At 73.0% G+C, this 20,214-nt stretch carries 22 protein-coding genes; 12 read left to right on the top strand and 10 right to left on the bottom strand.

From position 1 onward, the window contains the following. Positions 1-75: 75 nt before the first annotated feature. The 3 genes from OG598_RS12230 (at position 76) to OG598_RS12240 (ending at position 1,764) form a co-directional block, all read left to right on the top strand. Entirely contained in the window at positions 76-495 is a 420-nt protein-coding gene (locus OG598_RS12230) for a YbaB/EbfC family nucleoid-associated protein (RefSeq protein ID WP_328654532.1), read from the top strand. Next, positions 492-1,289, top strand: coding sequence for an SseB family protein (locus OG598_RS12235; RefSeq protein ID WP_328654533.1), 798 nt, complete (start codon positions 492-494; stop codon positions 1,287-1,289). Before OG598_RS12230 ends, OG598_RS12235 begins: the two co-directional genes overlap by 4 nt. Positions 1,290-1,572: 283 nt before the next feature. After that, positions 1,573-1,764 (top strand): DUF5703 family protein, encoded by a 192-nt coding sequence (locus OG598_RS12240; protein ID WP_013734349.1) that lies wholly within the window; start codon positions 1,573-1,575, stop codon positions 1,762-1,764. Positions 1,765-1,815: 51 nt separating this feature from the next. Here OG598_RS12240 and OG598_RS12245 read toward each other — a convergent pair whose 3' ends face one another. Together OG598_RS12245 and OG598_RS12250 are read right to left on the bottom strand one after the other, a co-directional pair. Then, the gene (locus OG598_RS12245) at positions 1,816-2,478 is read right to left on the bottom strand and encodes a hypothetical protein (RefSeq protein WP_328654534.1); all 663 of its coding nucleotides are present in this window, start codon (positions 2,476-2,478) and stop codon (positions 1,816-1,818) included. Between the two features lie 58 nt (positions 2,479-2,536). Then, a complete protein-coding gene (locus OG598_RS12250) occupies positions 2,537-3,865 on the bottom strand; it encodes a M20/M25/M40 family metallo-hydrolase (RefSeq protein ID WP_328654535.1) in 1,329 nt (442 codons plus the stop codon). A 148-nt stretch (positions 3,866-4,013) separates the two neighbouring features. Between OG598_RS12250 and OG598_RS12255 the strand changes: the two genes are divergently transcribed. From OG598_RS12255 to OG598_RS12265, 3 genes are all read left to right on the top strand, one after another. After that, positions 4,014-4,625: a hemerythrin domain-containing protein gene (locus OG598_RS12255; protein ID WP_328654536.1), complete on the top strand. Its 612-nt coding sequence runs from the start codon at positions 4,014-4,016 to the stop codon at positions 4,623-4,625. Between the two features lie 83 nt (positions 4,626-4,708). After that, positions 4,709-5,689, top strand: a complete 981-nt coding sequence (locus OG598_RS12260) for a LysR family transcriptional regulator (RefSeq protein WP_328654537.1) — start codon at positions 4,709-4,711, stop codon at positions 5,687-5,689. 60 nt (positions 5,690-5,749) lie between these two features. Continuing rightward, complete coding sequence (locus tag OG598_RS12265) at positions 5,750-5,995, top strand: hypothetical protein (protein ID WP_328654538.1); 246 nt, start codon at positions 5,750-5,752, stop codon at positions 5,993-5,995. A gap of 53 nt (positions 5,996-6,048) precedes the next feature. On the opposite strand, the gene OG598_RS12270 is transcribed toward OG598_RS12265, so the two are convergent. Genes OG598_RS12270 through OG598_RS12280 form a run of 3 tightly spaced genes read right to left on the bottom strand, consistent with a single transcriptional unit; the run spans position 6,049 to position 9,166 of the window. Then, positions 6,049-6,399 (bottom strand): DUF3140 domain-containing protein, encoded by a 351-nt coding sequence (locus OG598_RS12270; RefSeq protein WP_328654539.1) that lies wholly within the window; start codon positions 6,397-6,399, stop codon positions 6,049-6,051. Continuing rightward, positions 6,399-6,611 (bottom strand): hypothetical protein, encoded by a 213-nt coding sequence (locus OG598_RS12275; RefSeq protein ID WP_328654540.1) that lies wholly within the window; start codon positions 6,609-6,611, stop codon positions 6,399-6,401. Before OG598_RS12275 ends, OG598_RS12270 begins: the two co-directional genes overlap by 1 nt. Beyond that, entirely contained in the window at positions 6,608-9,166 is a 2,559-nt protein-coding gene (locus OG598_RS12280; RefSeq protein ID WP_328654541.1) for an ATP-dependent Clp protease ATP-binding subunit, read from the bottom strand. Before OG598_RS12280 ends, OG598_RS12275 begins: the two co-directional genes overlap by 4 nt. 140 nt (positions 9,167-9,306) lie before the next feature. On the opposite strand from OG598_RS12280, the gene OG598_RS12285 reads away from it, so the two are divergent. The 5 genes from OG598_RS12285 (at position 9,307) to OG598_RS12305 (ending at position 14,578) form a co-directional block, all read left to right on the top strand. Next, positions 9,307-9,699 (top strand): hypothetical protein, encoded by a 393-nt coding sequence (locus OG598_RS12285; RefSeq protein WP_328654542.1) that lies wholly within the window; start codon positions 9,307-9,309, stop codon positions 9,697-9,699. Between the two features lie 152 nt (positions 9,700-9,851). After that, positions 9,852-10,112, top strand: coding sequence for a hypothetical protein (locus OG598_RS12290; RefSeq protein WP_030332749.1), 261 nt, complete (start codon positions 9,852-9,854; stop codon positions 10,110-10,112). 5 nt (positions 10,113-10,117) lie between these two features. Further along, entirely contained in the window at positions 10,118-11,251 is a 1,134-nt protein-coding gene (locus OG598_RS12295; protein ID WP_328654543.1) for a hypothetical protein, read from the top strand. Continuing rightward, positions 11,244-13,919, top strand: coding sequence for an FtsK/SpoIIIE domain-containing protein (locus OG598_RS12300; RefSeq protein ID WP_328654544.1), 2,676 nt, complete (start codon positions 11,244-11,246; stop codon positions 13,917-13,919). Before OG598_RS12295 ends, OG598_RS12300 begins: the two co-directional genes overlap by 8 nt. After that, positions 13,916-14,578: a hypothetical protein gene (locus OG598_RS12305; RefSeq protein WP_328654545.1), complete on the top strand. Its 663-nt coding sequence runs from the start codon at positions 13,916-13,918 to the stop codon at positions 14,576-14,578. Before OG598_RS12300 ends, OG598_RS12305 begins: the two co-directional genes overlap by 4 nt. Positions 14,579-14,595: 17 nt before the next feature. Here the strand turns inward: OG598_RS12305 and fxsT are convergent, their stop codons facing one another. The 3 genes from fxsT to OG598_RS12320 all read right to left on the bottom strand — a co-directional run bounded on the left by fxsT (position 14,596) and on the right by OG598_RS12320 (position 18,542). Next, the gene (fxsT, locus tag OG598_RS12310; RefSeq protein WP_328654546.1) at positions 14,596-16,782 is read right to left on the bottom strand and encodes an FxSxx-COOH system tetratricopeptide repeat protein; all 2,187 of its coding nucleotides are present in this window, start codon (positions 16,780-16,782) and stop codon (positions 14,596-14,598) included. 164 nt (positions 16,783-16,946) lie between these two features. After that, positions 16,947-18,227: a cupin domain-containing protein gene (locus tag OG598_RS12315; RefSeq protein ID WP_328654547.1), complete on the bottom strand. Its 1,281-nt coding sequence runs from the start codon at positions 18,225-18,227 to the stop codon at positions 16,947-16,949. A 9-nt stretch (positions 18,228-18,236) separates the two neighbouring features. After that, positions 18,237-18,542: a hypothetical protein gene (locus OG598_RS12320; RefSeq protein ID WP_328654548.1), complete on the bottom strand. Its 306-nt coding sequence runs from the start codon at positions 18,540-18,542 to the stop codon at positions 18,237-18,239. A 157-nt stretch (positions 18,543-18,699) separates the two neighbouring features. Here OG598_RS12320 and OG598_RS12325 point away from each other — a divergent pair, with 157 nt between their 5' ends. Continuing rightward, a complete protein-coding gene (locus tag OG598_RS12325) occupies positions 18,700-19,497 on the top strand; it encodes a DUF72 domain-containing protein (RefSeq protein WP_328654549.1) in 798 nt (265 codons plus the stop codon). Positions 19,498-19,541: 44 nt separating this feature from the next. Here OG598_RS12325 and OG598_RS12330 read toward each other — a convergent pair whose 3' ends face one another. Both OG598_RS12330 and OG598_RS12335 read right to left on the bottom strand, forming a co-directional pair. Further along, a complete protein-coding gene (locus OG598_RS12330) occupies positions 19,542-19,970 on the bottom strand; it encodes a DUF2267 domain-containing protein (RefSeq protein WP_328654550.1) in 429 nt (142 codons plus the stop codon). After that, positions 19,963-20,148: a hypothetical protein gene (locus tag OG598_RS12335; RefSeq protein ID WP_124775983.1), complete on the bottom strand. Its 186-nt coding sequence runs from the start codon at positions 20,146-20,148 to the stop codon at positions 19,963-19,965. Before OG598_RS12335 ends, OG598_RS12330 begins: the two co-directional genes overlap by 8 nt. Positions 20,149-20,214: the final 66 nt, after the last annotated feature.

Consider the following 20,214-nt stretch of genomic DNA (forward strand, 5'->3'; position numbering starts at 1 on the left):
AGTCGAGCGCACCGACGATACGATCTCCCGGCCGCCGGGCACCACCCGGTCGCACGATCCACGGGGAGGAATCTCATGACGGACCCGACGTCCGCGTTCGACGCGCTCGCCGGGCGGATCGCCGACATCGAACGCCGGTTCGCGGGCCTCCGCGACGACCTGGCCGAACTGTCCGGCACCGCTGTCGACGAGAGCGGGCTGGTCTCGGCGACCGTCGACGCCACCGGCGCGCTGACCGGCCTCACCCTCGCGCCCGCCGCCCTGCGCGCCGGCACGGAGAGGGTGGCCGAGCTGGTGCTCGACGCGTACCGGCGGGCTCGCGAGGTCGCCTCCGGCCACGTCGACGAGCACACCGAGGGGTTGGACGTCGCGCTCGGCGCGGGGCTCGGCGACCTGTTCGGCACACCGGGGGACTTCTCGGCGCTGGGCCGGCTGGAGGAGACAGTGGCCCGGCTCGGGCGGCTGGACGACCGCCTGCCGGGCACACCGGCGTGACGTCGCCGTCGCCGACCTGGCCGGAGATCGCCGCTCGGCTGCGGGACACCGTCGCCCGCTGCGACCGGGACACCGACCTGGAGCTCTCCGCCGGTCCGCGCGGGATCCGGCTGCTGGTGCGCCGCCAGGTGGTGCGGGCGATCTGCCCCGGCCACGACGAGGCACGCCTGGCCGCGCTCGGCTGGCACCGCCCGACCGGCGACGAGGGCTGGTGGTACGAGGCGGCGCGTACTCCGGAGCAGGTGCAGCGGCTCAGTCTGTTGGTGACCCGTACCGCCGCCGAGGTGTTGACCGACGAGCCGGGAACGCTCTCCTGCCGGGCGCTGCCGCCGGCAGCGCGACCTGGACCGGCGGTGCCGGCAGCGCGACCTGGACCGGCGGTGCCGGCAGCGCGACCTGGACCAGCGCCCGGCGGGGACGCGGAGCCGGCGGTGGTGGGGGTGCTCGCGGCGGCCGTCGGCCGGCGCGACCTGCCCGGCTACCTCGGAGCGCTGGCCGGCGCCACGGTGTGCGTCCCCCTCGCCGGGGAACCGACGCCGGACGCCGACTTCCCGTGGACGGTGGTCGGCGACGCGACCGGCGCGCCGCTGCTGCCGGTCTTCACCTCGCCGGGGGCGCTCGCCGCGTTCACCGGGGACGGGGTCCCGTTCGTCGCGCTGCCCTGCGCAGAGCTGTTCGAGGACTGGCCGGACCCGTCCTGGGGGCTGACGGTCGACCCGGGCAGCCCCCGGGCGGTCGCACTGGCCGCCCCGGCCCTCGCCGCCCTGCTGACGGCGAACGTCCCCGCGGACTGAGTTCGCGCCAGGCCGGGGCGCCGACGAAGCGCACCGCATCACCTCGCCGATCATGGAGTTGTGGTGGGCGACAAAGTGGCCGCAACAGGGCCAAATTAGGCACCACAATTCCATGATCGACCCGACCGTGGGCGGCATCGTCAGGCTCTGCCGGGGATCTCGGCGCGACGGGGACGCAGGGCGGCACGACGGGGCACGAGGCGGCACGAACCGCCCGCGGTGGCGTCGTTGGTCACTCCGGAGGGGGTGGCGAACGGCCGCTGGGCTGGGCAGCATGGAGGGCATGGACTACGAGTACGCGCCACTGCGGCTGCCGCCGAACGTCGACCGGTTGACCGCCGCGGCGCAGTTGGCGATCCAGGCGGAGTTCTCCGGATGGGAGTTGGCCCGGGTGCGGCTGTACCGGGACGGCACGCGGCAGGTGGTGCTGCGTCGGCGGCGGGTCAACCAGCCGCAGCCGGGTCTGTCGTACTGACCACCGGGCGGTGCCGCCCGAGGCCGGAGTCGGCCCCGGGCGGCGCCCGGCCTAGTGCTGGTGCCCGGCGTGGTCGTGGTCGTCGTCGAGCTCCAGGAACGGGTGCTCGTCGAGCCGACCGACCAGCCGGTCGTCGGCAGCCGGCTGGAACGGGCCGACCGCGTCGTCGTCGTCGAACGACTCCAGGTCGACCGGGGTGCCCACCTCGCTGACCATGACCACCCCGTCGAGCGGCTCCAACTCGGGGACGTCCAACGCGCCGAGCGAGCCGTCACCACTCTGCAGCAGCTCCAGCACCGCCTCGCCGACACCCTCCACCGGCGCCGGCTCGTCGTCCTCCGGGGTGCCCTCGCGGCGGGCCGCCTCGGCCACCCGCAGCAGCGCGGCGACGCTCGGCACCCGGTAGTCGCGACGCTGACGCACCGAGATGACCCTGGGGTGCGGGTCGCTGGCCTCGGCGCCCTCGCCGGCGCCGAAACGCTCGTCGGCCTCGTCCGGGTCGATCGAGTCGACATCCCACGGCGTCACCTCGCCGAAGGCGTCGAGCAGTCGCTCGTCGTACGCGAAGGAGGCGTTGTTCAACGCCACGTACGCCTGCCAGACGTCGTCGTCGTCGACGCGGCCCTGCGCGGCGCGTACGGCGGCCAGGTGGTGGCGGGCCGCTTCGATCACCCGCTCGAGAGCGGCGTCCAGCTCACCATGCTGGTCGGTCATGTGGGGCAGTCCCTTCACGTTGGGGAGATTGCGCGCCGGCGGCCACCGCCGGACACGACTAGCAGGTGCGGAGGAACCGGTCGAGAACCCGCACGCCGAACTGTAGTCCGTCCACCGGAACGCGCTCGTCGATGCCGTGGAACAACGCCGAGAAGTTCAGGTCGGCGGGCAGCCGCAGCGGGGCGAACCCGAAGCAGCGGATGCCGAGCTGCGAGAACGCCTTGGCGTCGGTGCCACCGGAGAGCATGTACGGAACGGGCCGCGCTCCCGGGTCCTCCGCGCGCAGGGCCGCCGACATGGCCTCGACCAGGTCACCGTCGAAGGTGGTCTCCAGTGCCGGCTGCCGCTGGACGTACTCGATCGCGATGTCCGGGCCGACCAGCTCGCGCAGCTGCCGCTCCAGCAACTCGGACTGGCCGGGCAGGCTGCGGCAGTCGATGGTGGCGGTGGCCCGGCCGGGAATGACGTTGTCCTTGTAGCCGGCGCTCAACCGGGTCGGGTTGGCGGTGTTGCGGATGGTCGCGCCGATGATGTTGGCGATGGGGCCGAGCTTCGCGATGGCCGTCTCCGGGTCGTCCGGGTCCAACTCGATGCCGAGCAGGTCGGAGACCTCGGTCAGGAAGGCCCGCACGGTGTCGGTGACCACCACCGGGAAGCGGTGCCGGCCGATCCGGGCGACCGCCTCGGCGAGCGCGGTGACGGCATTGTCATCGTGCATCATCGAGCCGTGCCCGGGGCGGCCCTTGGCGTGCAGCCGCAGCCAGTCGATGCCCTTTTCGGCGGTCTCGATGAGGTAGAGCCGCTGGCTGTCGTTGACCGAGTAGGAGAAGCCGCCGACCTCACCGATCGCCTCGGTGCAGCCGTCGAAGAGGCCCCGGTGGTTGTCCACCAGAAAGCGCGCCCCGTAGTCGCTGCCCGCCTCCTCGTCGGCGGTGTACGCGAGCACGATGTCGCGCGGGGGTCGTACGCCGGTGCGCTGCCAGTGCCGCACCACGGCGAGCACCATCGCGTCGAAGTCCTTCATGTCGATGGCGCCCCGGCCCCACAGGTAGCCGTCGCGCAGCTCGCCGGAGAACGGGCCCACCGACCACTCGTCGGCGTCGGCGGGCACCACGTCCAGGTGGCCGTGCACCAGCAGCGCGCCCCGGCTCGGGTCGGTGCCCGGGATGCGGGCCACCACGTTCGCCCGGCCCGGCGCGGACTCGTGCAGGACGGACTCCACGCCCACCTCGGCGAGCTTCTCCGCCACGTACTCGGCCGCGAGGCGCTCGCCGACGCTGGTGTCGTTGTCGCCGGTGTTGGTGGTGTCGATGCGCAGCAGGTCGCGGCAGAGGTCCACGACCTCTGCGGTGGGGTCGGGCAGGGCGGAGGCGGCATCGCTCGTCATCGCCTCTTCATACCAGCCCGGGCAGCTCGACAGGCCGGCGCGGGTGGACGCATCGACGGGTCGGTTTCGCGTTGGCCGCGTTCGGGTACCGCCGCCCACGACCGAACGTCCCTGCCGGAGCTTCCGCCCGCCAGTCGAGGAGGGCACCATGTCCGCTGTTCCCCTGCCGCCGCTGCCGCCCGCGCCCGCACCCGAGGAGGGCTACCGACCCGCCGGTCGCAGCATCGCCGACATCGTCGACCGGGAGCACCGGCAACTGCTGGCGCTGCTGGACAAGCTCTCCGGCCCGGACACCACGCCGCAGGAGGGGTTGGCGGTGCTCACCGCCGCGCTGTCGCGGCACCTGTCCGCCGAGGAGCAGTACCTGCTGCCGGCCGTCCGCGCGGCGCTGCCGGCGGCCACCGAGCGGGTGGACGCGGAGATCAACGCCGACGCGGCCCTGCTGAGCGCCCTGAAGGGGCTGACGGACGACGCGCTGTCCGCTGTCACCGAGCGGGTCCGCCGGCATGTCGACGGGGTGGGCGCGCTGGTCACCGAGCTGCGCGTGGTCGCGACCGAGGAGGAGCTGATCCGGCTCGGCAACCGGTTGGAGATCGCCGAGGAGGCCGCGCCGACCCGACCGCACCCGGGCACGCCGGCCACCCCTCCGTGGAACCGGATCGTGGAGCCGGCGGTCGGGGTCGTGGACAAGGTCCTCGACGCGGTGACCCGGCGACCGACGTACCTGGCGGACCTGCCGGAGCCACCGCGCGACCGGTGATCGGCGACCGCCGGTGATGCATTCATTATCACCGATCCGCTTGGGCTATTCCGCCAGCAGACGCGTAGTCCTACCGTCACCCTATGAACCTGGAGCTGCGTCACCTGCGGGTGGTCTGCGCGATCGCGGAGACGGGAAGTGTGACGAAGGCGGCCTCGGCGCTCGGCCTGGCCCAGCCGGCGCTCACCGCCCAGCTCCAACGCATCGAACGGACGCTGGGCGGCCCGCTGTTCGACCGGGACCGGCGCGGGGCTCGGCCCACCGCGCTCGGTGAGCTGGTGCTGGCCCGCGCCCGGGTGCTGCTGCCGGCGATGAAGGGGCTTCAGGACGAGGCCGCCCGGCTGGCCGGGGCGGGCGACACGCCGCCGTGTTACCGGTTCGGCGGGGTGAACAGCCCCATCCTGGGTCGGCTGGTGCACCGGTTGGCGGCCGAGCAGCCGCCCGCCCAGATCACCACGTACGCGTCCTGGTCGGTGGACGAGTTGGCGCAGTTGGTGGCCGGCGGTCGGCTGGACTTCGCGCTGGCCGGGGTGTGCGGCGACGCGAGTCCGTCGGGCGGGTTCGGGTTGAGCTGGCAGGAGGTGGCCGTCGACCCCGTGCTGGTGCTGCTGCCGGAGACCCATCCCCTCGCGGCGCAGGACGAGGTCCGCCTGGCCGACCTGCGCCACGAGCAGTGGGTCGCCGCGCCGGGTGACGGCTGCTTCGCCGACTGCTTCGCCGCCGCCTGCGCCCGCGCCGGCTTCACCCCCCGCAAGGTGTACGAGACCGACATCCGCGGCTGCGTCGACCTGGTGGAAGCCGGCGTGGCGGTGGCCCTGTGCCAGGCGACGTTCCGCCCGGTGAGCGGTCTGGTCACCCGTCAACTCGCCGGGACGCCGCTGCGCTGGCGGCTGCTGCTCGGCTGGCATCCGGACTCCCCCGCCGCCCAGGGCGCGGAGCTGGTGCTGGGAACGGCCAAGGAGGCGTACGTCGACTCGTTGGCGCCGCACCCGGCGTACCTGGCCTGGCTGCCCCGCAACCCGGGGTTCGGCGTCCGGCACCCCACCGCGGTCCGGCCGGGCTGAGCGGCCGGTATTCCCGGCCGCTGGCGGTGCGAACCGCCGTGGGCCGGGTATCTGGCGGACATGACCGACCTCTACCCGCCCGCCGACGACCGCGAACTGCTGCGCCAGGCGGCCGCCGCGCACACCGCCGCCACCCGCGAGGTGGAGGCGTTCCTGCGCCGGCTGCCGACGGTGCCCGACCCTGCCGACGTGACCGAGTACGCGAACCTGCTCACCCGGGAGGACCAGACCCGGGGCGACCGGGACGCCGCCGCCGACGCGGCGGGTCTGACCATCGCAAGCCTGGAGCCCGACAAGGGCCAGTAGCAGGACGCCGAACGGTGCCGTCCCTGCCCGGGACGGCACCGTCGAGCGGTCGCTCAGAGTTCGACGAGCGGGTCGTGACCCAGGTCCAGCAGGGAGTGCCTCCAGCCGTCGTCGGCGTTGCCGCGCGACGGCTTGGCGTCCATCAGCTCGCGGATCCGCTCGACCGCCTCCCGCATCACCTCGATGTCCTCCGGGGTGAGGTCCACCTTGCGCTTGTTGAGCACCTTGAGGATCTCCCGGCCGGGTTGGGGCAGGTCGAGGTTCGGGTTCGGGCTGAACGACTCCTCCCCCGAACCCCGGGTCAGCAGCCAGGTCCGCAGCTGCTCCGACGGAACGTTGACCTCGGCGTGGAAGTCCTCCCAGAGCACTTCCACCTCGGGGTCGAGCCGCGCTTCGCGTACCATCAGGTCTCCTCTCCGGGCGGCGGCCCGGACGTCTCCGGGTCGTCCTGGTCGGTCTTCGGATGCAGGCCCTCCGCGGGCACCCGCGTGCGGCGGGGGTTCGCGGTGGGCGGCGCCAGGATCGGGTCGGGATGGTCGTCCTCGTCCCGGGGTTTCGCGGACTCCGCGGGCTGGTGCGGGTCCTCGTGTTCCTCCCTTCGCGCCGGCCCGCTCATCGCGGGTGTGTGGTCGTGGCGGCGGTGTACCCCCGCTCGCCCGCGGTCACGTCGAAGGTGAGCGCGCCGTCGCGGACGTCCACAGTGACCTTCTGCCCCGGCGAGATCGCCGACTCCAGCAGCATCCGGGACAGGTGGTTGTCCACCTCCCGCTGGATCACCCGGCGCAGCGGGCGGGCACCGAACTCCGGCTGGTAGCCGTGCTCGGCGAGCCAGTCGATGCCGGCGGTGGTGAACTCCACCTGAAGGTCCTGGGCGTGCATCCGGCGGCGGGTCTCCTCCAGCAGCAGCGCGGTGATGTCGCGTAGCTGCTCGGCCTCCAGCCGGCGGAAGATGATGACCTCGTCGATGCGGTTGAGGAACTCCGGGCGGAAGTTCTCCTGCAGGCGGCGCATCAGCCGCTCCCGCAGCTCGTTGCTCTCCTGCTCGCTGCCCACGTCCCCGGTGCCGAAGCCGACCGAGCGCTGGGCGCCGGTGATCAGCTCGGAGCCGAGGTTGCTCGTCATGATCAGGACGGTGTTCTTGAAGTTGACGGTGCGACCCTGGCTGTCGGTGAGCCGCCCGTCGTCGAGCACCTGGAGCAGGATGTTGAACACGTCCGGGTGGGCCTTCTCGATCTCGTCGAGCAGCACCACCGCGTACGGGCGGCGCCGCACCGCCTCGGTGAGCTGACCGGCCTCCTCGTAGCCGACGTATCCGGGCGGCGCGCCGACCAGTCGGCTGACCGTGTGCCGCTCCTGGAACTCGCTCATGTCCACCCGGACCATCCGGTCCGCCTCGCCGAACAACGCCTCGGCCAGGGCCCGCGCCAACTCGGTCTTGCCGACACCGGTCGGGCCGAGGAACAGGAAGCTGCCCATCGGCCGCTCCGGGTCGGCCAGCCCGGCCCGGGAGCGGCGCACCGCCTCGGCGACGGCGGTGACCGCGTCGTCCTGACCGACCACCTTCTGGTGCAGGTGGCCCTCCAGGCGCAGCAGGCGGTCGCGTTCCTCCTCGGTGAGCTGGCTGACCGGGATGCCGGTGGCCCGGGAGACCACCTCGGCGATCTCCTGCGGGCCCACCTCGGGCACCTGGGAGCCGGACGAGCCGTCCTCGCCGTTCGCGCGTCGGATGTCCTCCTCCAGCTCGGAGATCCGGTCGCGCAGCGCGGAGGCCCGCTCGTACTGCTCGTCGGTGACGGCCTGTTCCTTGTCCCGGCGTACCTCGTCGAGTTCCTGCTCCAGCTCCCGCACGTCGGACGCGGGGGTACGGGTGCGCAGCCGCACCCGGGCGCCGGCCTGGTCGATGAGGTCGATCGCCTTGTCCGGCAGGAACCGGTCGGTGACGTACCGGTCGGACAGCTCGGCGGCGGCGACCAGCGCCTCGTCGGTGAAGCGCACCTGGTGGTGGGCCTCGTACCGGTCGCGCAGCCCGCGCAGGATGGCGATGGTGTCGTCGACGCTGGGCTCGGGCACCAGCACCGGCTGGAAGCGCCGGGCCAGCGCGGCGTCCTTCTCGATGCTCTTGCGGTACTCGTCCAGCGTCGTCGCGCCGATCACCCGCAGCTCGCCACGGGCGAGGGCGGGTTTGAGCATGTTGGACGCGTCCATCCCACCCTCGCTGCCGGCGCCACCGGCCCCGACCAGGGTGTGGATCTCGTCCATGAAGATGATCAGCTCGTCCCGGTGCGCCCGGATCTCGTCGATCACCTTCTTCAGCCGTTCCTCGAAGTCGCCCCGGTAGCGGGTGCCGGCGACCAGGCCGGCCAGATCGAGCTGGACGACCCGCTTGCCGAGCAGGGTCTGCGGTACGTCGCCGTCGCAGATCCGTTCGGCCAGCCCCTCGACGATGGCGGTCTTGCCGACGCCGGCCTCGCCGATCAGCACCGGGTTGTTCTTGGTCCGCCGGGACAGGATCTCGATGGCCTGCTCGATCTCGTCGGCCCGGCCGACCACCGGGTCGATCTGGTCGTTGCGGGCCAGGTCGGTGAGGTCCTGCCCGTACTGGTCCAGGGTGGGGGTGCCGCGGTCCGGCTTCGGCCCGGTCATCGGCCCGCGCTCGGCGTTGGCGGCCTGCAACGACTCGGGTTGGATCCGGCCGGCGGCCAGCATCCGCCCGGCCGGCGACTCCGGGTTGAGCGGCAGCGCCATCAGGATGTGCTCGGGACCGATGTAGTTGGCACCCATCGCCCGGGACAGCTGATGGGCGTCGAGCAGCGCCCGCTTGGCGGCGGGGGTCAACGACAGGTTGGGCGGCACCTCCCCGCGCGGCGCGCCGTCGCCCTTCCCGCCGAGGGCGTTGAGCAGGGTGTCCGGGTCAGCCCCGGCCCGGCGTACCAGGTCACGCAGCGGTTCGCGTTGCAGCGCCGCCCAGAGCAGGTGGTCGGTGTCCAGGTCGCTGCTCTGCCGTTGCGCGGCCCGCCGGGCCGCGTCGGCCAGCATCTCCCGGGCGTCGGCCGTCATCAGTCGGGTGATGTCGACCCGGTGCGGCGGTCGGCGCCCTCCCTCGCCCCGGCCGAAGTACCTGGCCAGGAATTCGTCCCACGGGTCGGAGCCGATGTCACCGGGTCCCATCATGTCTGTCCTCCGCAGTAGGGATCGGCACGGTCGGCAGGGGCTACCCGGCGCGCGCCCCGACAAACGCCGCAGGTGGCGGAGGACCGGCGTTCCGGGAGTGGCGTCGGGTCAGGGCCGGCCGATGGTGGCAGGCTGACGGAATGGATGAGACCCCGCTGCTGATCGTGGATGGCGCCAACGTGGTGGGCTCGCGCCCGAACGGGTGGTGGCGTGACCGTGCCGGGGCCGCTGCCCGGTTGCGCGACTCGCTCGCCCCGGTGGCGACAATCGGGTTGCCGGCCCGGCTGACCGCCCCGGTGGAGGTGGTCCTGGTGGTCGAGGGGGCCGCGCGGGACGTGCCGGGCACCGAGGGTGTCCGGGTGGTCTCCGCCGCCGGCTCCGGCGACGACACGGTGGTCGAGCTGGTGGAGGGCGCGCCGCGGCGTCGGCGGCTGGTGGTCACCGCCGACCGGGAGTTGCGCGGGCGGGTGACGGCGCTGGGCGCCGAGGTGTACGGCCCGCGCTGGCTCCGCGACAACCCGACCAGCAACTGAGAAATTCTCGCACTGGGACTCCCACAGATCGGACTCCCGGCACTTCCAAGGGCCTTCCGGACAGGCGGGCAGGAACACCGACAGGGCGGATGTTCTTTCGGAACCGCCGATAGGCTCTAATGGAGATCTCCCCGCCCCCAGGAGGTTCCGCCGTGGCGAGCGTCGCCGAGTTGAAGGCTGCCATCGATGTCGCCCTCCAACAGATCGGGGACGGGCAGACAGCCGTGCAGGCGGCCGGCGAGAAACTGTCCGAGGCACAGCAGACCCTGGCCGGGGCGCTGGAGGGCAGCGGGCACGAGACGGTGGAGGCGGCCCAGGCGTCGCTGACCCAGGCCAGCCAGGAGCTGGAGGAGTGTCTCGCCGCGACACTTGTCGCGGTGGAGCAGGCGCAGCTCTACGTCTCCACCCTGTAGGGGCCATGTCCATCATCGAGGATGTCGGCGGGCAGGTCCGTGCCGCCACCGAGGAGTTCCCGGTGGCGCTGCTCGGGCAGGCGCTGGAGAAGTTCGGTCTGGCCGCGGAGCGGCTGCGCTGGGTACGACAGGAGTCGGCCAACCCGATGGGGGTGCCCGAGCTGTCCGCCGCCACCGAGCACGCCGAGAGCGCCGGCTACGCGCTGCGGGTGGCGCAGGAGCAGCTGTCGGCCTATCTGACGGCGATCGGGCTCGGCGCGGACGGCGGCCCGGCGCCACGTCCTGAGCAACGCGCGCCCCGGCACGACACGCCGCCGGCGTCCGGGCCCGCCGCGGTCGCGCCGGAGCCGGCCGAGCAGGTACGGATGCGCCGCTGGTGGTCGGTGCGGGTGGCCGAGCTGACCGGCGGGCGCGAGGGCACCGACGACGAACCCGACGAGCGGGTGGACGACTCCCAGGAGTTGCTGCGCCGAGTGGCGGGTGGTGTCCGCTCGGGCGACCGGGACCGGCTCCGCAAGGAGCTGCGCCGGGCCCCTGCCGACGTGGGGCTGGGCATGGCGGCGCTGGCGCCGCCGCTGCTGCGCGAGCTGGCCGGTGAGCTGCTCGGGCACCCGCCGCGCGCCACCGACCTCGGCCGGCTGCGCGGGGAGTTGGACGGACGCGTCCGCGACCTGCTGCCCGGGTTGCCGCCGCCGGTGCTGGAGACGCTGCTGACCCGGGTGTGCCGGATGCCACCGCCGCGCGGCTCCGGGGAACCACCGCACGCCGCCGACTCCGCGGTGACCGCCGGGGTGGCGACCGGGCTGCTGCTCGCCCGCCTCGGCCGGGACCTGCCGGCCGGCGGCGCGAGAGAACCGGCGGGGGCGAGAGAACCGGCGGGCGCGGGGCAGCGAGGCGACGCGGGAAAGCCGGCGCGGGCCGGGCAGCCGGCGGGCGCGCAGCAACCGGGCGGGACCGGGCGGCCGGGCGCGGTTCCCCGCGTCGGCGGTGCGGTGCCGCGGCCGGGCACCGCCACCACGCAGCGCTCCGGTGGTCTGCCACCGCGCGCGGACGGGCCGCCACCGCGCCCTGCTGGGCTGCCCCCACGCTCGGGCAGCCCCTGGCGGGACGCGCCGACGCGTCGGGGCTCCGATGGCTGACCGGCGCGGGCAACTGGCCAGCCGTGTCCGGGACACCCTCGCCGAGGCGTTGGGCGCCACCCGTACCCGGCTGTCCGCCGCCCAGGCCGACCTGACCGCCGGGCGGGAACGACTGGCCCGGGTGCAGCGGGCGGCGGCCGCCGTACCGGAGCGGGTGGGCGCCCAACGGGACCGCCGCATCGCCGAGATCGACGCCCGCTACTCCACCCGGATCGCGGAGCTGGCCCGGAGGGCCGCCGACGCGGCCCGGCAGGAGGCGCCCGGCTGCGCGGGGGCCGACTGGGCGGGGTGGGCGCCGACGCCCGCCCGCCGGGCCGAGCCGCCCGGCGCGCTGCGGGTCGGCACTGTCGGGATCGACGGCGTCGACCCGGTGCCCGCGCTGGTGCCGCTGCTCGACGCCGGGCACGTCCACCTCTCCGGGGACGACCGCGCCGGCTGCGACGCGGTGGTCTCCGCGTTGCTGCTGCGGGCCGTCGGCCGCGCCGACCCCGGAGCGGTACGACTGATCGGGTACGACCCGGACCAGCTCGGCGGTGGCCTGGCCGGGTTCGCTCCGTTGGGCACGGCCGGGCTGCTCACCTTCGTCGGCCCCGGTGGGCTGGGTCCGCTGTTGGACGACCTGGTGGAGCAGATCCGCCGGATCAACGAGACGGTCCTCGCCGGCGAGTACGCGTCGCTGCGCGAACTGGCGGCGGCGACCGGCCGACGACCCGAGCCGTGGCGGGTGGCGGTGCTGCTCGGCGGGGAGGAGCTGAACCGGCACGAGCGCGGGCAACTGGACCGGGTGGTGCGGGCCGGCGCCGCCTGTGGCGTACACCTGGTGGTGCACGGTGTGCCGTTGCCGGAGGATCCGACGGTGACCCGGGTGGTGGCCGGCGTGTCCGGCGCGCGGATCGGCGGCTCGGCCGGGCTGCCGGTGCGGCTGGACCCACCACCACCGGCGGCGCTGGTCACCGAGACCTGCCGGGACGTCGCCGCCCGGGTGAACGCGGGCCCGCCGCCGACCCCCTTCACCGACCTGCTGCCCCCGCCGGAGCTGATGTGGCGGGAGGACTCCGCCGACGGGCTGACCGCGCCGATCGGTGAGGGTCCGCAGGGCCGGCCGGTGCGGTTGACGCTGGGCGACTATCCACCGCACGCGCTGATCGGCGGGCCGTCCGGCACCGGCAAGACCAACCTGATCTTCGCGTGGATCGGGGCCCTCGCCGCCCGCTACTCCCCCGCCGAGTTGGAGTTCTACCTGCTCGACTTCAAGGAGGGGGTCTCCTTCGCGCGGTTCGCGAAGGGCCGACGCGACCCGAGTTGGCTGCCGCACATGCGGCTGGTCGGCATCAACGTCAACACCGACCGGGAGTTCGGGCTGGCGCTGCTGCGCTTCCTCGCCGAGGAGTTGCGGCGACGCGCCGACGCGGCCAAGAAGCACGAGGTGACCAAGCTGGCCGAGCTGCGGGCGGTCGACCCGACCGGGCACTGGCCACGCATCGTCGCCGTGGTGGACGAGTTCCAGATGTTGCTGGCCGGCCGTGACGTGGTCGCCCGGGAGGCGGCCGACCTGCTGGAGGACCTGGCCCGCCGCGGCCGCTCCCAGGGCATCCACCTGGTCCTCGCCTCGCAGGACGTGCGGGGCATCGAGGCGCTCTGGGGCCGCCCCGCGCTGGTCGCCCAGTTCACGCTGCGCATCGCGTTGCCCAAGGCGCTGCGCATCCTCGCCGAGCGCAACGACGCGGCGCAGTCGCTGCCGCGCTGGCACGCGGTGGTCAACGCCGAGTCGGGAATGGTGGAGGGCAACGAGGTCGCGCGCATCCCGTCGGCCAGCGACTGGGAGACGTGGAGCGGTTTGCAGCACCGGCTGTGGCGGATGCGGGCCCCCGACGCGGCGCCCGCCCGGCTCTTCGACGGCGACGCGATCCCCCGGCTGGCGGAGGCCCCGGACTTCCGGGCGCTCGCCGTCCCCCCGGACGGGACCGTCCCGCGCAACCCGGTGGCCCTGCTCGGCGAGATCATCGACGTGCAGTCCCGCTCGGCGTCGCTGCGGCTGCCGCGCGCACCGGGCCGCAACCTCGCGGTGCTCGGCACCCGCGTCGACGAGGCGTGCGCGGTGCTCGACGCGGCGGCCCGGTCGCTGGCCCGACAGCACCCGCCGGGCACCGCCCGGTTCTCCATCGCCTGCCTCGACCCGGACGCCGACCCGATCGCCCGCGCCCTCTACGACGACCTGGCCGACGACGCCGCCTGGTACGACGAGGAGACCGTCGGCGAGCTGATGGCCGAGACGGCCGACGGGCTCAGCGGCCCGGGAAGCCCGCACTACCTGCTCCTGTTCGCCGTCGACGCGGCAGCGGGCGCGTTGGCCGCCCGCGCGGGCCGACGTACCGGGCTGGAGCAGCTGCGCCGGATCATGCACGACGGGCCGGAACGACGCACCCACGTGCTGGCCTGGTGGCGGGGTGTGGCCCGGATGCGCGCCGATCTCGGTGGGCCGGCCGCCCGTACCGACCAGATCGGCGCCTGGGTGGCCCTGGACGCGCACGGTGGCGAGCTGGGCTCGTCGCTCTATCCGGGCACCGGCGGCCCGGACTGGTATCCCCGCCCCTGGCGGGGGCTCTTCTTCGACCGGGCGGTGCACCGCACCGGACAGGTGATCATCCCGTATGGACCGACACGATGAACGAACCGGTGACCAGCGAGACGTACGCAGCGCAGCTGCGGCGGCTGGCCGACCTCACCGCGCGGGTGCGCGAGCAGCGCGCCGAGGCGCACACCTGGCACGAGCGGCAGTGCGTCGCCGCCGAGCGGGCCGTCGCCGACGCGGCCGAGCAGCTCCAGAACGCCGAGGAGGAGCTGGTCGCCGCCCGTGAGCAGCAGGAACGGGTCGACGCCGAGGTGGCCCACCTGTGGCAGCAGGTCCGCTCGCGCCTCGGTGCCCGCCGTCTCGGCGGCCCGCCCGCCCCGGCGAACGGCGTCGGGGCCACCGACCCGGTGCTGCTGCTCGCCAAGGCCCGGGACCTGCTCGACCGGGCCGGTCAGCCGGGCGAGCTGCCGGGCTCGGTCAACCCGCTGCTCGCGCTCTGCGGGGTGGCCGGCGGTGTGCTGGCGTACGCGCTGGGCGCCGGCGCCCGCGCGCTCGGCGTCGGGTACGGCGGCGACCTGGCGGTCGGACTACCGGTGCTGGCGCTGGTGGTGACGCTGCTCGGGCCGTTGGTCGGCCTGGTGCCGGCACGGGTGCTGGCCGACCGCCGGCACGCGGTGCTCGGCCCGCGACCGATCACCGTGGTCCTCGGCGCCGGTCTGCTGACCACAGTGCTGTTGCTGATCCTCGGCCGCTGACCCGACGAACGGCCCCCTCATCCCTGTTTGGACGAGTCCGGAGGAAGGCTCTGAGCCAAGGCCATGGTTTCGGGATGGTCCGTGCCCAACACCCGCTTGCGACGTTGAAGGGTGTCCTCGTCAAGAGCGCGCGCCTCTTGGAGACTCCCCTCCCGGCGAAGGATTTCAGCGAGGATGGCCGCCGCCTGCAGAGTGCTGCGGTGGTCGGGACCAAGCCTGCGTCTGAGCTCGGCAAGGGATAGGCGACCACACGTCCTCGCTTCGTCCTGTTCTCCGAGATTCGCGAGGTCGAGAGCGAGTTGGACCTTGGTGATCAGGGTGTCCGGATGATCGTGACCAAGGACGACTTCCCGGCGGTCCAGAACCTGGCGGTGCAGAGCCCTTGCAGCTTCGTGTTCACCGAGCTCGGACATTCGATTAGCCAGGTTGTTGGCGGAAAGCAGAGTCTTGGGATCATCCTCACCGAAGATCCGCCGCAGGCGAGTGAGAGTGTCGTGGTTCAGCTGCCGTGCGTCCTGGTATCTCCCGAGGTCGGCCATGGCCCTGGCGCAGTTGCCAGCCGAAGACAAGGTCTCCGGGTCGTCCGGACCGAGCAGGCGCTGCAAGCGGGCAAGTGTGTCCGTCTCGATGCCCAACGCGTCGGGATGCGCCGGGGGGAGCGTCGCCGACTGACGCCGAGCTGCCCGCAAGACATCCAGATCGTCGCTGCCCAGCGATTGAGACCATCTCTCGCGAGCGGTCCTGGCGAGTTCATTCGCTGATGCGGCCTGTCCGGACAGCTCCAGATATCGGGCGGCATCGAGAACGACACTCCGATAATCCTGGCTGCCCGCCTCGGCGGATCCGGGCGCCAGCCGTAGATGCACGCCAACGTGAGCCGTCAGGATGGACCACAGCGGCCAGAGGGTCGGCTCAGAGGGGTCGCCGGTTCGGTTCGCGGCGAGCAATTCACCGGCCAACTGCCACTGCCTGCTTCGCGTCCGTGCGGTGAGCAGATCGCGCACGACTGCCGCCGTCGTGCGGTGGACCACGAGCGACCCCCCGTCCGAGTCGAGCCGCGCAAGGCCGAACTCGACCAGCCGTCCCACCGATGACCTCAGTTTGACGGGTGAGGCCTTGGCGAGGGCGCTTCGACTTGTCTCCTGCGGCATACGGGTGAGCCAGGTGAAGGGAATCGGCTCTGGTCCCAGGAACGAACACAGATTCAGGATGCTGACCCCGACGGGGTCCTCAACGCTGAGCCGTTCGACGGAGAGCGCGACCACCGCGGCCAACGACAGTTGATATCCGACCGGCCTGCCGCGGTCCAGAATCTCGATCGCATGTGCTTCGATCGCATCGACGTACTCACTGGGCCGCATGCCCGTTGCCACCATGAACCCCGCCGCTTGCGCTACCGCCAGGGGCAGATCGCCTACCGCGTTCGCGACCGTGTCCGCGTCCGACGGGCTGATTCCGCTCAGCTGCGCTGTCAATAAGGACACCGACTCCGTCCGGGAAAATACATCCACTTGAATCAACACTCCTAGCTGATTCCAGCTGTTGGCTCGCGAGGTGATCAGCACTTGGCCAGCACCATCGGGAATTGCCGGTGAAGCGAGCTCAGTTCCCGGCATGTTGTCGAGCACCACCAACCAGCCGCGGTGGCCGCGCAGCCAGCTCCGAGCCTTCTCGGCGGCATCCTTGACCAGTGTTCCTTCGGTTGCTTCACCCACTTCGACAGCCAGCGCCGCCAATTGTTCTGTCACGAGCGGAGGCTGTTCGGCAGCTATCCACCAAATCACAGAAAAGCGCTCTTTGAATCTGTGCGAATATTCGATTGCCACACTTGTCTTACCGGACCCACCTATACCGTGCAGACAGACGACAGATGATTCGAGTCGCAGGTGAAGTTCATCCAATATCTGCTCACGACCGGTGAACAACGGATTCCGATTCGGCATACGACGCGGGCCCGGCTGCTCGGTCTCGGCGGGGACGACGGTCTTGGATCTCCGGCGTGGCCGCAGCAACACCACCTCGGACCCCACACACATCAGAGTTATGACGCCTAAGGTCAACCACGGATTCTGTCGTACCAGGTCAAGGACCCTGGGCCAACGCTGCTGGTCGGATGCTGCGTTAGCTGCAAGGCCGGCCAGCGCAGCCAATATCGGCACACCGGCCACGACCCATCCGGCCGAGCGGCGACCATCAGAACCCATGGACGAATCCCTTCGCGGCACCGTCTCCCACATCCAACAGGACGTCGCGTCTGGTGTCACTGACCGTTCACCAGGTCATCGGGATGTGAAGCGCCCTGGGCAGGGTGTGCCCAGGGCCGGCGCCCGCCCTCGATACGGCCGGCGCCGGCCCTGGATGCAGCCGGTCAGGCCGGGATCAGCACGGCCTCGCGGAGAAGTCGGCGGGCCAGGGTGACCCGGTCGGCGTCGTCGGGCAGGCCGGGCAGGTCACCGACCCGGGTGACAGTGCCGGTGAGCAGGGCGCGGGCGGCCGGCTCGCAGGTCGCCGGAAGGGTGATGGTGCGGTCGAAGAGCCGCAGCGCCACGGTGTCCGAGTCGTGCGGCACCAACTGCCAGCGCAGGCCGGGACGCAGGGCGACCCGGGAGTCGGCGTCCAGGCTGGCCAGCGCGTCGGCCTGGGCGAGCGGTCGGATCGGCGCCGGGCGGGCGGCCGGCCAGGCACGCTGCCGCAGTCGCGCGGCGACAGCGCCCGGGTCGGCGCGCAGCAGCCAGTCCCGCAACGCCTCCACGGTCTCGGTCAGCTCCGGCTCGATGGCGTCCGGGTCGGCGACGTCGGTGCCGAACGGCAGGCTGGCCCGCAGCCGCTGGTCCTCGGCGGCCAGCGCCAACAACTCCTCGACCAGGGCGTAGCGGGTGAGCGCGCGGATGCCCACTGTCAGGTGCAGCGAGCTGGCGTCCTGCGCCTGCGCGCTGTGCAGCCACCCCCGGGGCAGATAGAGCGCGTCACCGGGGGCGAGCACCACGTCCAGCGCGGCCGGGCCCTGCGCTGTGGCACCGACCTCGTCGGCGCGTCCACCCCACTGCTGCTTCTCCAGTGGGTCGGGCAGCACCGGCGGGTGGATCCGCCAGTGCTTGCGGCCGTCGACCTGGAGCACGAACACGTCGTGGGTGTCGTAGTGGGTGGCGAAGCCCTGGCTGCCGGCCGGGGTCAGGTAGGCGTTGATCTGCAACGGCTGGTTGAGCGCGAGGCCCAGGTCGCGGGCGAAGTCGACGAGCGGCGGCCAGATCCGGTGCAGCCCCTGCAACACCAGGGTTGCCCCGGACGCGTACTGCTCCAGGACCCGCTCGTCGAGCACCTGGTCGCCGATCTCGGCGCCCGCGCCGCCGCCGCCGGTCCAGCGCGACGCCGCTACCAACTGGCCGTCCTTGGCGACGCGCAGGAACGGGGTACGCAGGCCGCGCCGGCTCAGCAACTCGTCGGCGTCGGCGGGGCTGAGCAGGTCGGTGAAGCCGGCCGGGTCGGGCAGTTCCGCGGCCCGGGACAGCAGCGGGGTGTGCCCCCAGTGCGCGGCGGCGAACTTCGCCGGTTCGACCGAGACGCAGCGGGCCAGCGCCGCCGCGGTGGCCTCGGCGGACGGAACCGCCGGGCGGCCGTGGTGGCCGCCCGGCGGGTCGAGGTAGGTCATGGCGAGCCGCTACCGGGCGCTGCCGTCAGCGCCACCGTCCTGCTGGCCCGGGGTGGCACCGCCGTCGGCGGGACCCTCCGCGCCGCCGTCGGCGCCACCGTCGTGCTGACCGGGAGTGGCACCGCCGTCGGCGGGACCCTCCGCGCTGCCGTCGGCGCCACCGTCGTGCTGACCCGGGGTGGCACCACCGTTGGCGGGACCCTCCGCGCCGCCGTCGGCGCCACCGTCGTGCTGACCGGGGGTCGCGCCGCCGTCGGCCGGACCCTCCGCGCCGCCGCCGCCGGTGGTCTGCATGTCGTCATCGTTGAGTGCCATCGGTACTCCCTCGGGTGTGCCGCCCCGCCGTGCGCCGGGGTCCGTCGTGCTGCGGGTGGTACCCCACGCGCGATCTTCTCTAACCCTCACCGTAGACGCCGAACCGGGGCGACACGGGCAGTTCGCGAGCGGCGGCGGAGAGTGCCAGGATGGGGTGGTGATCCTGGTGGGCACGTCCGGCTGGCAGTACCGCGACTGGCGCGGCCGCTTCTATCCCCAGGGGCTGCCGCAGCGGCTCTGGCTGGAGCACTTCGCGGCCGGGTTCGCCACTGTCGAGGTCAACAACGCCTTCTACCGGCTGCCCGAACGGGACACCTTCGCCGCGTGGCGGGCGCGCACCCCGGCGGATTTCTGCGTGGCGGTGAAGATGAGCCGCTACCTCACCCACATCAAGCGTCTGCGTGACCCGGAGGAGCCGGTCGCCCGGTTCCTCGGCCGCGCCACCGCGCTCGGTGACCGGCTCGGCCCGGTGCTGCTGCAACTGCCGCCGAACCTACGGGCGGACGTCGAGGCGCTGGACGCGACGCTGCGACTGTTCCCGGAGCAGGTGCGGGTGGCGGTCGAGCCCCGGCACCCCTCCTGGTGGACCGACGCCACCCGGACGGTGCTGGAGCGGCGTCGGGCCGCGCTGGTCTGGGCGGACCGGCTGGGCCGCCCGGTCGCCCCCCGTTGGCGCACCACCGACTTCGGCTACCTGCGGCTGCACGAGGGGCGGGCACGGCCGTGGCCGCGTTACGGTCGCGCCGCGCTGCGATCCTGGGTGGGCCGGCTGACCGACGCCTTCGGCGCGGACGAGCCGGCCTACGTCTATTTCAACAACGACCCGGGCGGCGCCGCGATCGTGGACGCGATCGCGTTCGCCGCGCTGGCCCGCGGTGCCGGGCACCAGGTGTCCCGGGTGCCGGCCGCCGCCAAGGCGGCCACGTCCGACGACCGAGCCCGCCCCGACGACTGAGCCCGCCCGACGTGTCGTCGGGCGGGCTCACAGCTCTCAGGCCGTCACGGCATCATCATCGCGAGGTCCTTGGGCATGGTGTCCTTCACGTCCTGCCACTCGCCCTGGGTGACGTGGCGGCGCAGCGTGTCCAGCACCACCTGCGTCACCCGCTCCGGGCCACCCTCCGCGTCGTACGGGAAGCCCTGCCGCACCTCGTAGAGGAAGTCGTCGCGGTTGAGCTTGATCGGCACGTCGGACGGCACCCAGCCGTCGAAGTAGATGCCCCGCACCAGCACCGGCAACTGCTGGGCGAACTCCACGCTCTCGTCCACCGGCAGCCGGTCGCGCAGCAGGTGCAGCACCGTGCGCAGCGCCGCGTACGACTGGTTGCGCCGGTCCTTCGGCCAGCCGTAGGCGTTCTCGATGTCCTTGAGAATCAGGTTCGTCTTGTCCAGCGAGGACTCGAACGCTGAGATCATCGCGTCAGCCATCGGTCGACCCCCGTTCCGTCGTGTCCCACCGTCGGTCGTCGGCGCGGCGCGGCGGCCCCACCGGGCCGCGGCGGGCCCGCACCGGGCTGCCCTGAGGGGCGCGCCGGGCGTTGTCGGCCGCGCCGACCACGTGCAGGACGGCACCACGCCGTCGATCCGTCACCAGTCGAACCGTCATCCCCGTCACCTCCGTGTCGTCTCCGGCGTCGGCCGTCCCCGGACGGCCGTACCCACCGCGTCCACC

It is taken from the genome of Micromonospora sp. NBC_00330 (genome assembly GCF_036136635.1).
Taxonomy (GTDB): Bacteria; Actinomycetota; Actinomycetes; order Mycobacteriales; family Micromonosporaceae; genus Micromonospora; species Micromonospora salmantinae.

What these genes read in the sequence shown, in the direction of transcription:
- OG598_RS12230 (WP_328654532.1), top strand. Translation starts at nt 76, where the DNA reads ATGACGGACCCGACGTCCGCGTTCGACGCGCTCGCCGGGCGGATCGCC.
- OG598_RS12240 (WP_013734349.1), top strand. Translation starts at nt 1,573, where the DNA reads ATGGACTACGAGTACGCGCCACTGCGGCTGCCGCCGAACGTCGACCGG.
- OG598_RS12245 (WP_328654534.1), bottom strand. Translation starts at nt 2,478, where the DNA reads ATGACCGACCAGCATGGTGAGCTGGACGCCGCTCTCGAGCGGGTGATC.
- OG598_RS12250 (WP_328654535.1), bottom strand. Translation starts at nt 3,865, where the DNA reads ATGACGAGCGATGCCGCCTCCGCCCTGCCCGACCCCACCGCAGAGGTC.
- OG598_RS12255 (WP_328654536.1), top strand. Translation starts at nt 4,014, where the DNA reads ATGTCCGCTGTTCCCCTGCCGCCGCTGCCGCCCGCGCCCGCACCCGAG.
- OG598_RS12260 (WP_328654537.1), top strand. Translation starts at nt 4,709, where the DNA reads ATGAACCTGGAGCTGCGTCACCTGCGGGTGGTCTGCGCGATCGCGGAG.
- OG598_RS12265 (WP_328654538.1), top strand. Translation starts at nt 5,750, where the DNA reads ATGACCGACCTCTACCCGCCCGCCGACGACCGCGAACTGCTGCGCCAG.
- OG598_RS12270 (WP_328654539.1), bottom strand. Translation starts at nt 6,399, where the DNA reads ATGGTACGCGAAGCGCGGCTCGACCCCGAGGTGGAAGTGCTCTGGGAG.
- OG598_RS12275 (WP_328654540.1), bottom strand. Translation starts at nt 6,611, where the DNA reads ATGAGCGGGCCGGCGCGAAGGGAGGAACACGAGGACCCGCACCAGCCC.
- OG598_RS12280 (WP_328654541.1), bottom strand. Translation starts at nt 9,166, where the DNA reads ATGATGGGACCCGGTGACATCGGCTCCGACCCGTGGGACGAATTCCTG.
- OG598_RS12285 (WP_328654542.1), top strand. Translation starts at nt 9,307, where the DNA reads ATGGATGAGACCCCGCTGCTGATCGTGGATGGCGCCAACGTGGTGGGC.
- OG598_RS12295 (WP_328654543.1), top strand. Translation starts at nt 10,118, where the DNA reads ATGTCCATCATCGAGGATGTCGGCGGGCAGGTCCGTGCCGCCACCGAG.
- OG598_RS12300 (WP_328654544.1), top strand. Translation starts at nt 11,244, where the DNA reads ATGGCTGACCGGCGCGGGCAACTGGCCAGCCGTGTCCGGGACACCCTC.
- OG598_RS12305 (WP_328654545.1), top strand. Translation starts at nt 13,916, where the DNA reads ATGAACGAACCGGTGACCAGCGAGACGTACGCAGCGCAGCTGCGGCGG.
- fxsT (WP_328654546.1), bottom strand. Translation starts at nt 16,782, where the DNA reads ATGGGTTCTGATGGTCGCCGCTCGGCCGGATGGGTCGTGGCCGGTGTG.
- OG598_RS12315 (WP_328654547.1), bottom strand. Translation starts at nt 18,227, where the DNA reads ATGACCTACCTCGACCCGCCGGGCGGCCACCACGGCCGCCCGGCGGTT.
- OG598_RS12320 (WP_328654548.1), bottom strand. Translation starts at nt 18,542, where the DNA reads ATGGCACTCAACGATGACGACATGCAGACCACCGGCGGCGGCGGCGCG.
- OG598_RS12330 (WP_328654550.1), bottom strand. Translation starts at nt 19,970, where the DNA reads ATGGCTGACGCGATGATCTCAGCGTTCGAGTCCTCGCTGGACAAGACG.
- OG598_RS12335 (WP_124775983.1), bottom strand. Translation starts at nt 20,148, where the DNA reads ATGACGGTTCGACTGGTGACGGATCGACGGCGTGGTGCCGTCCTGCAC.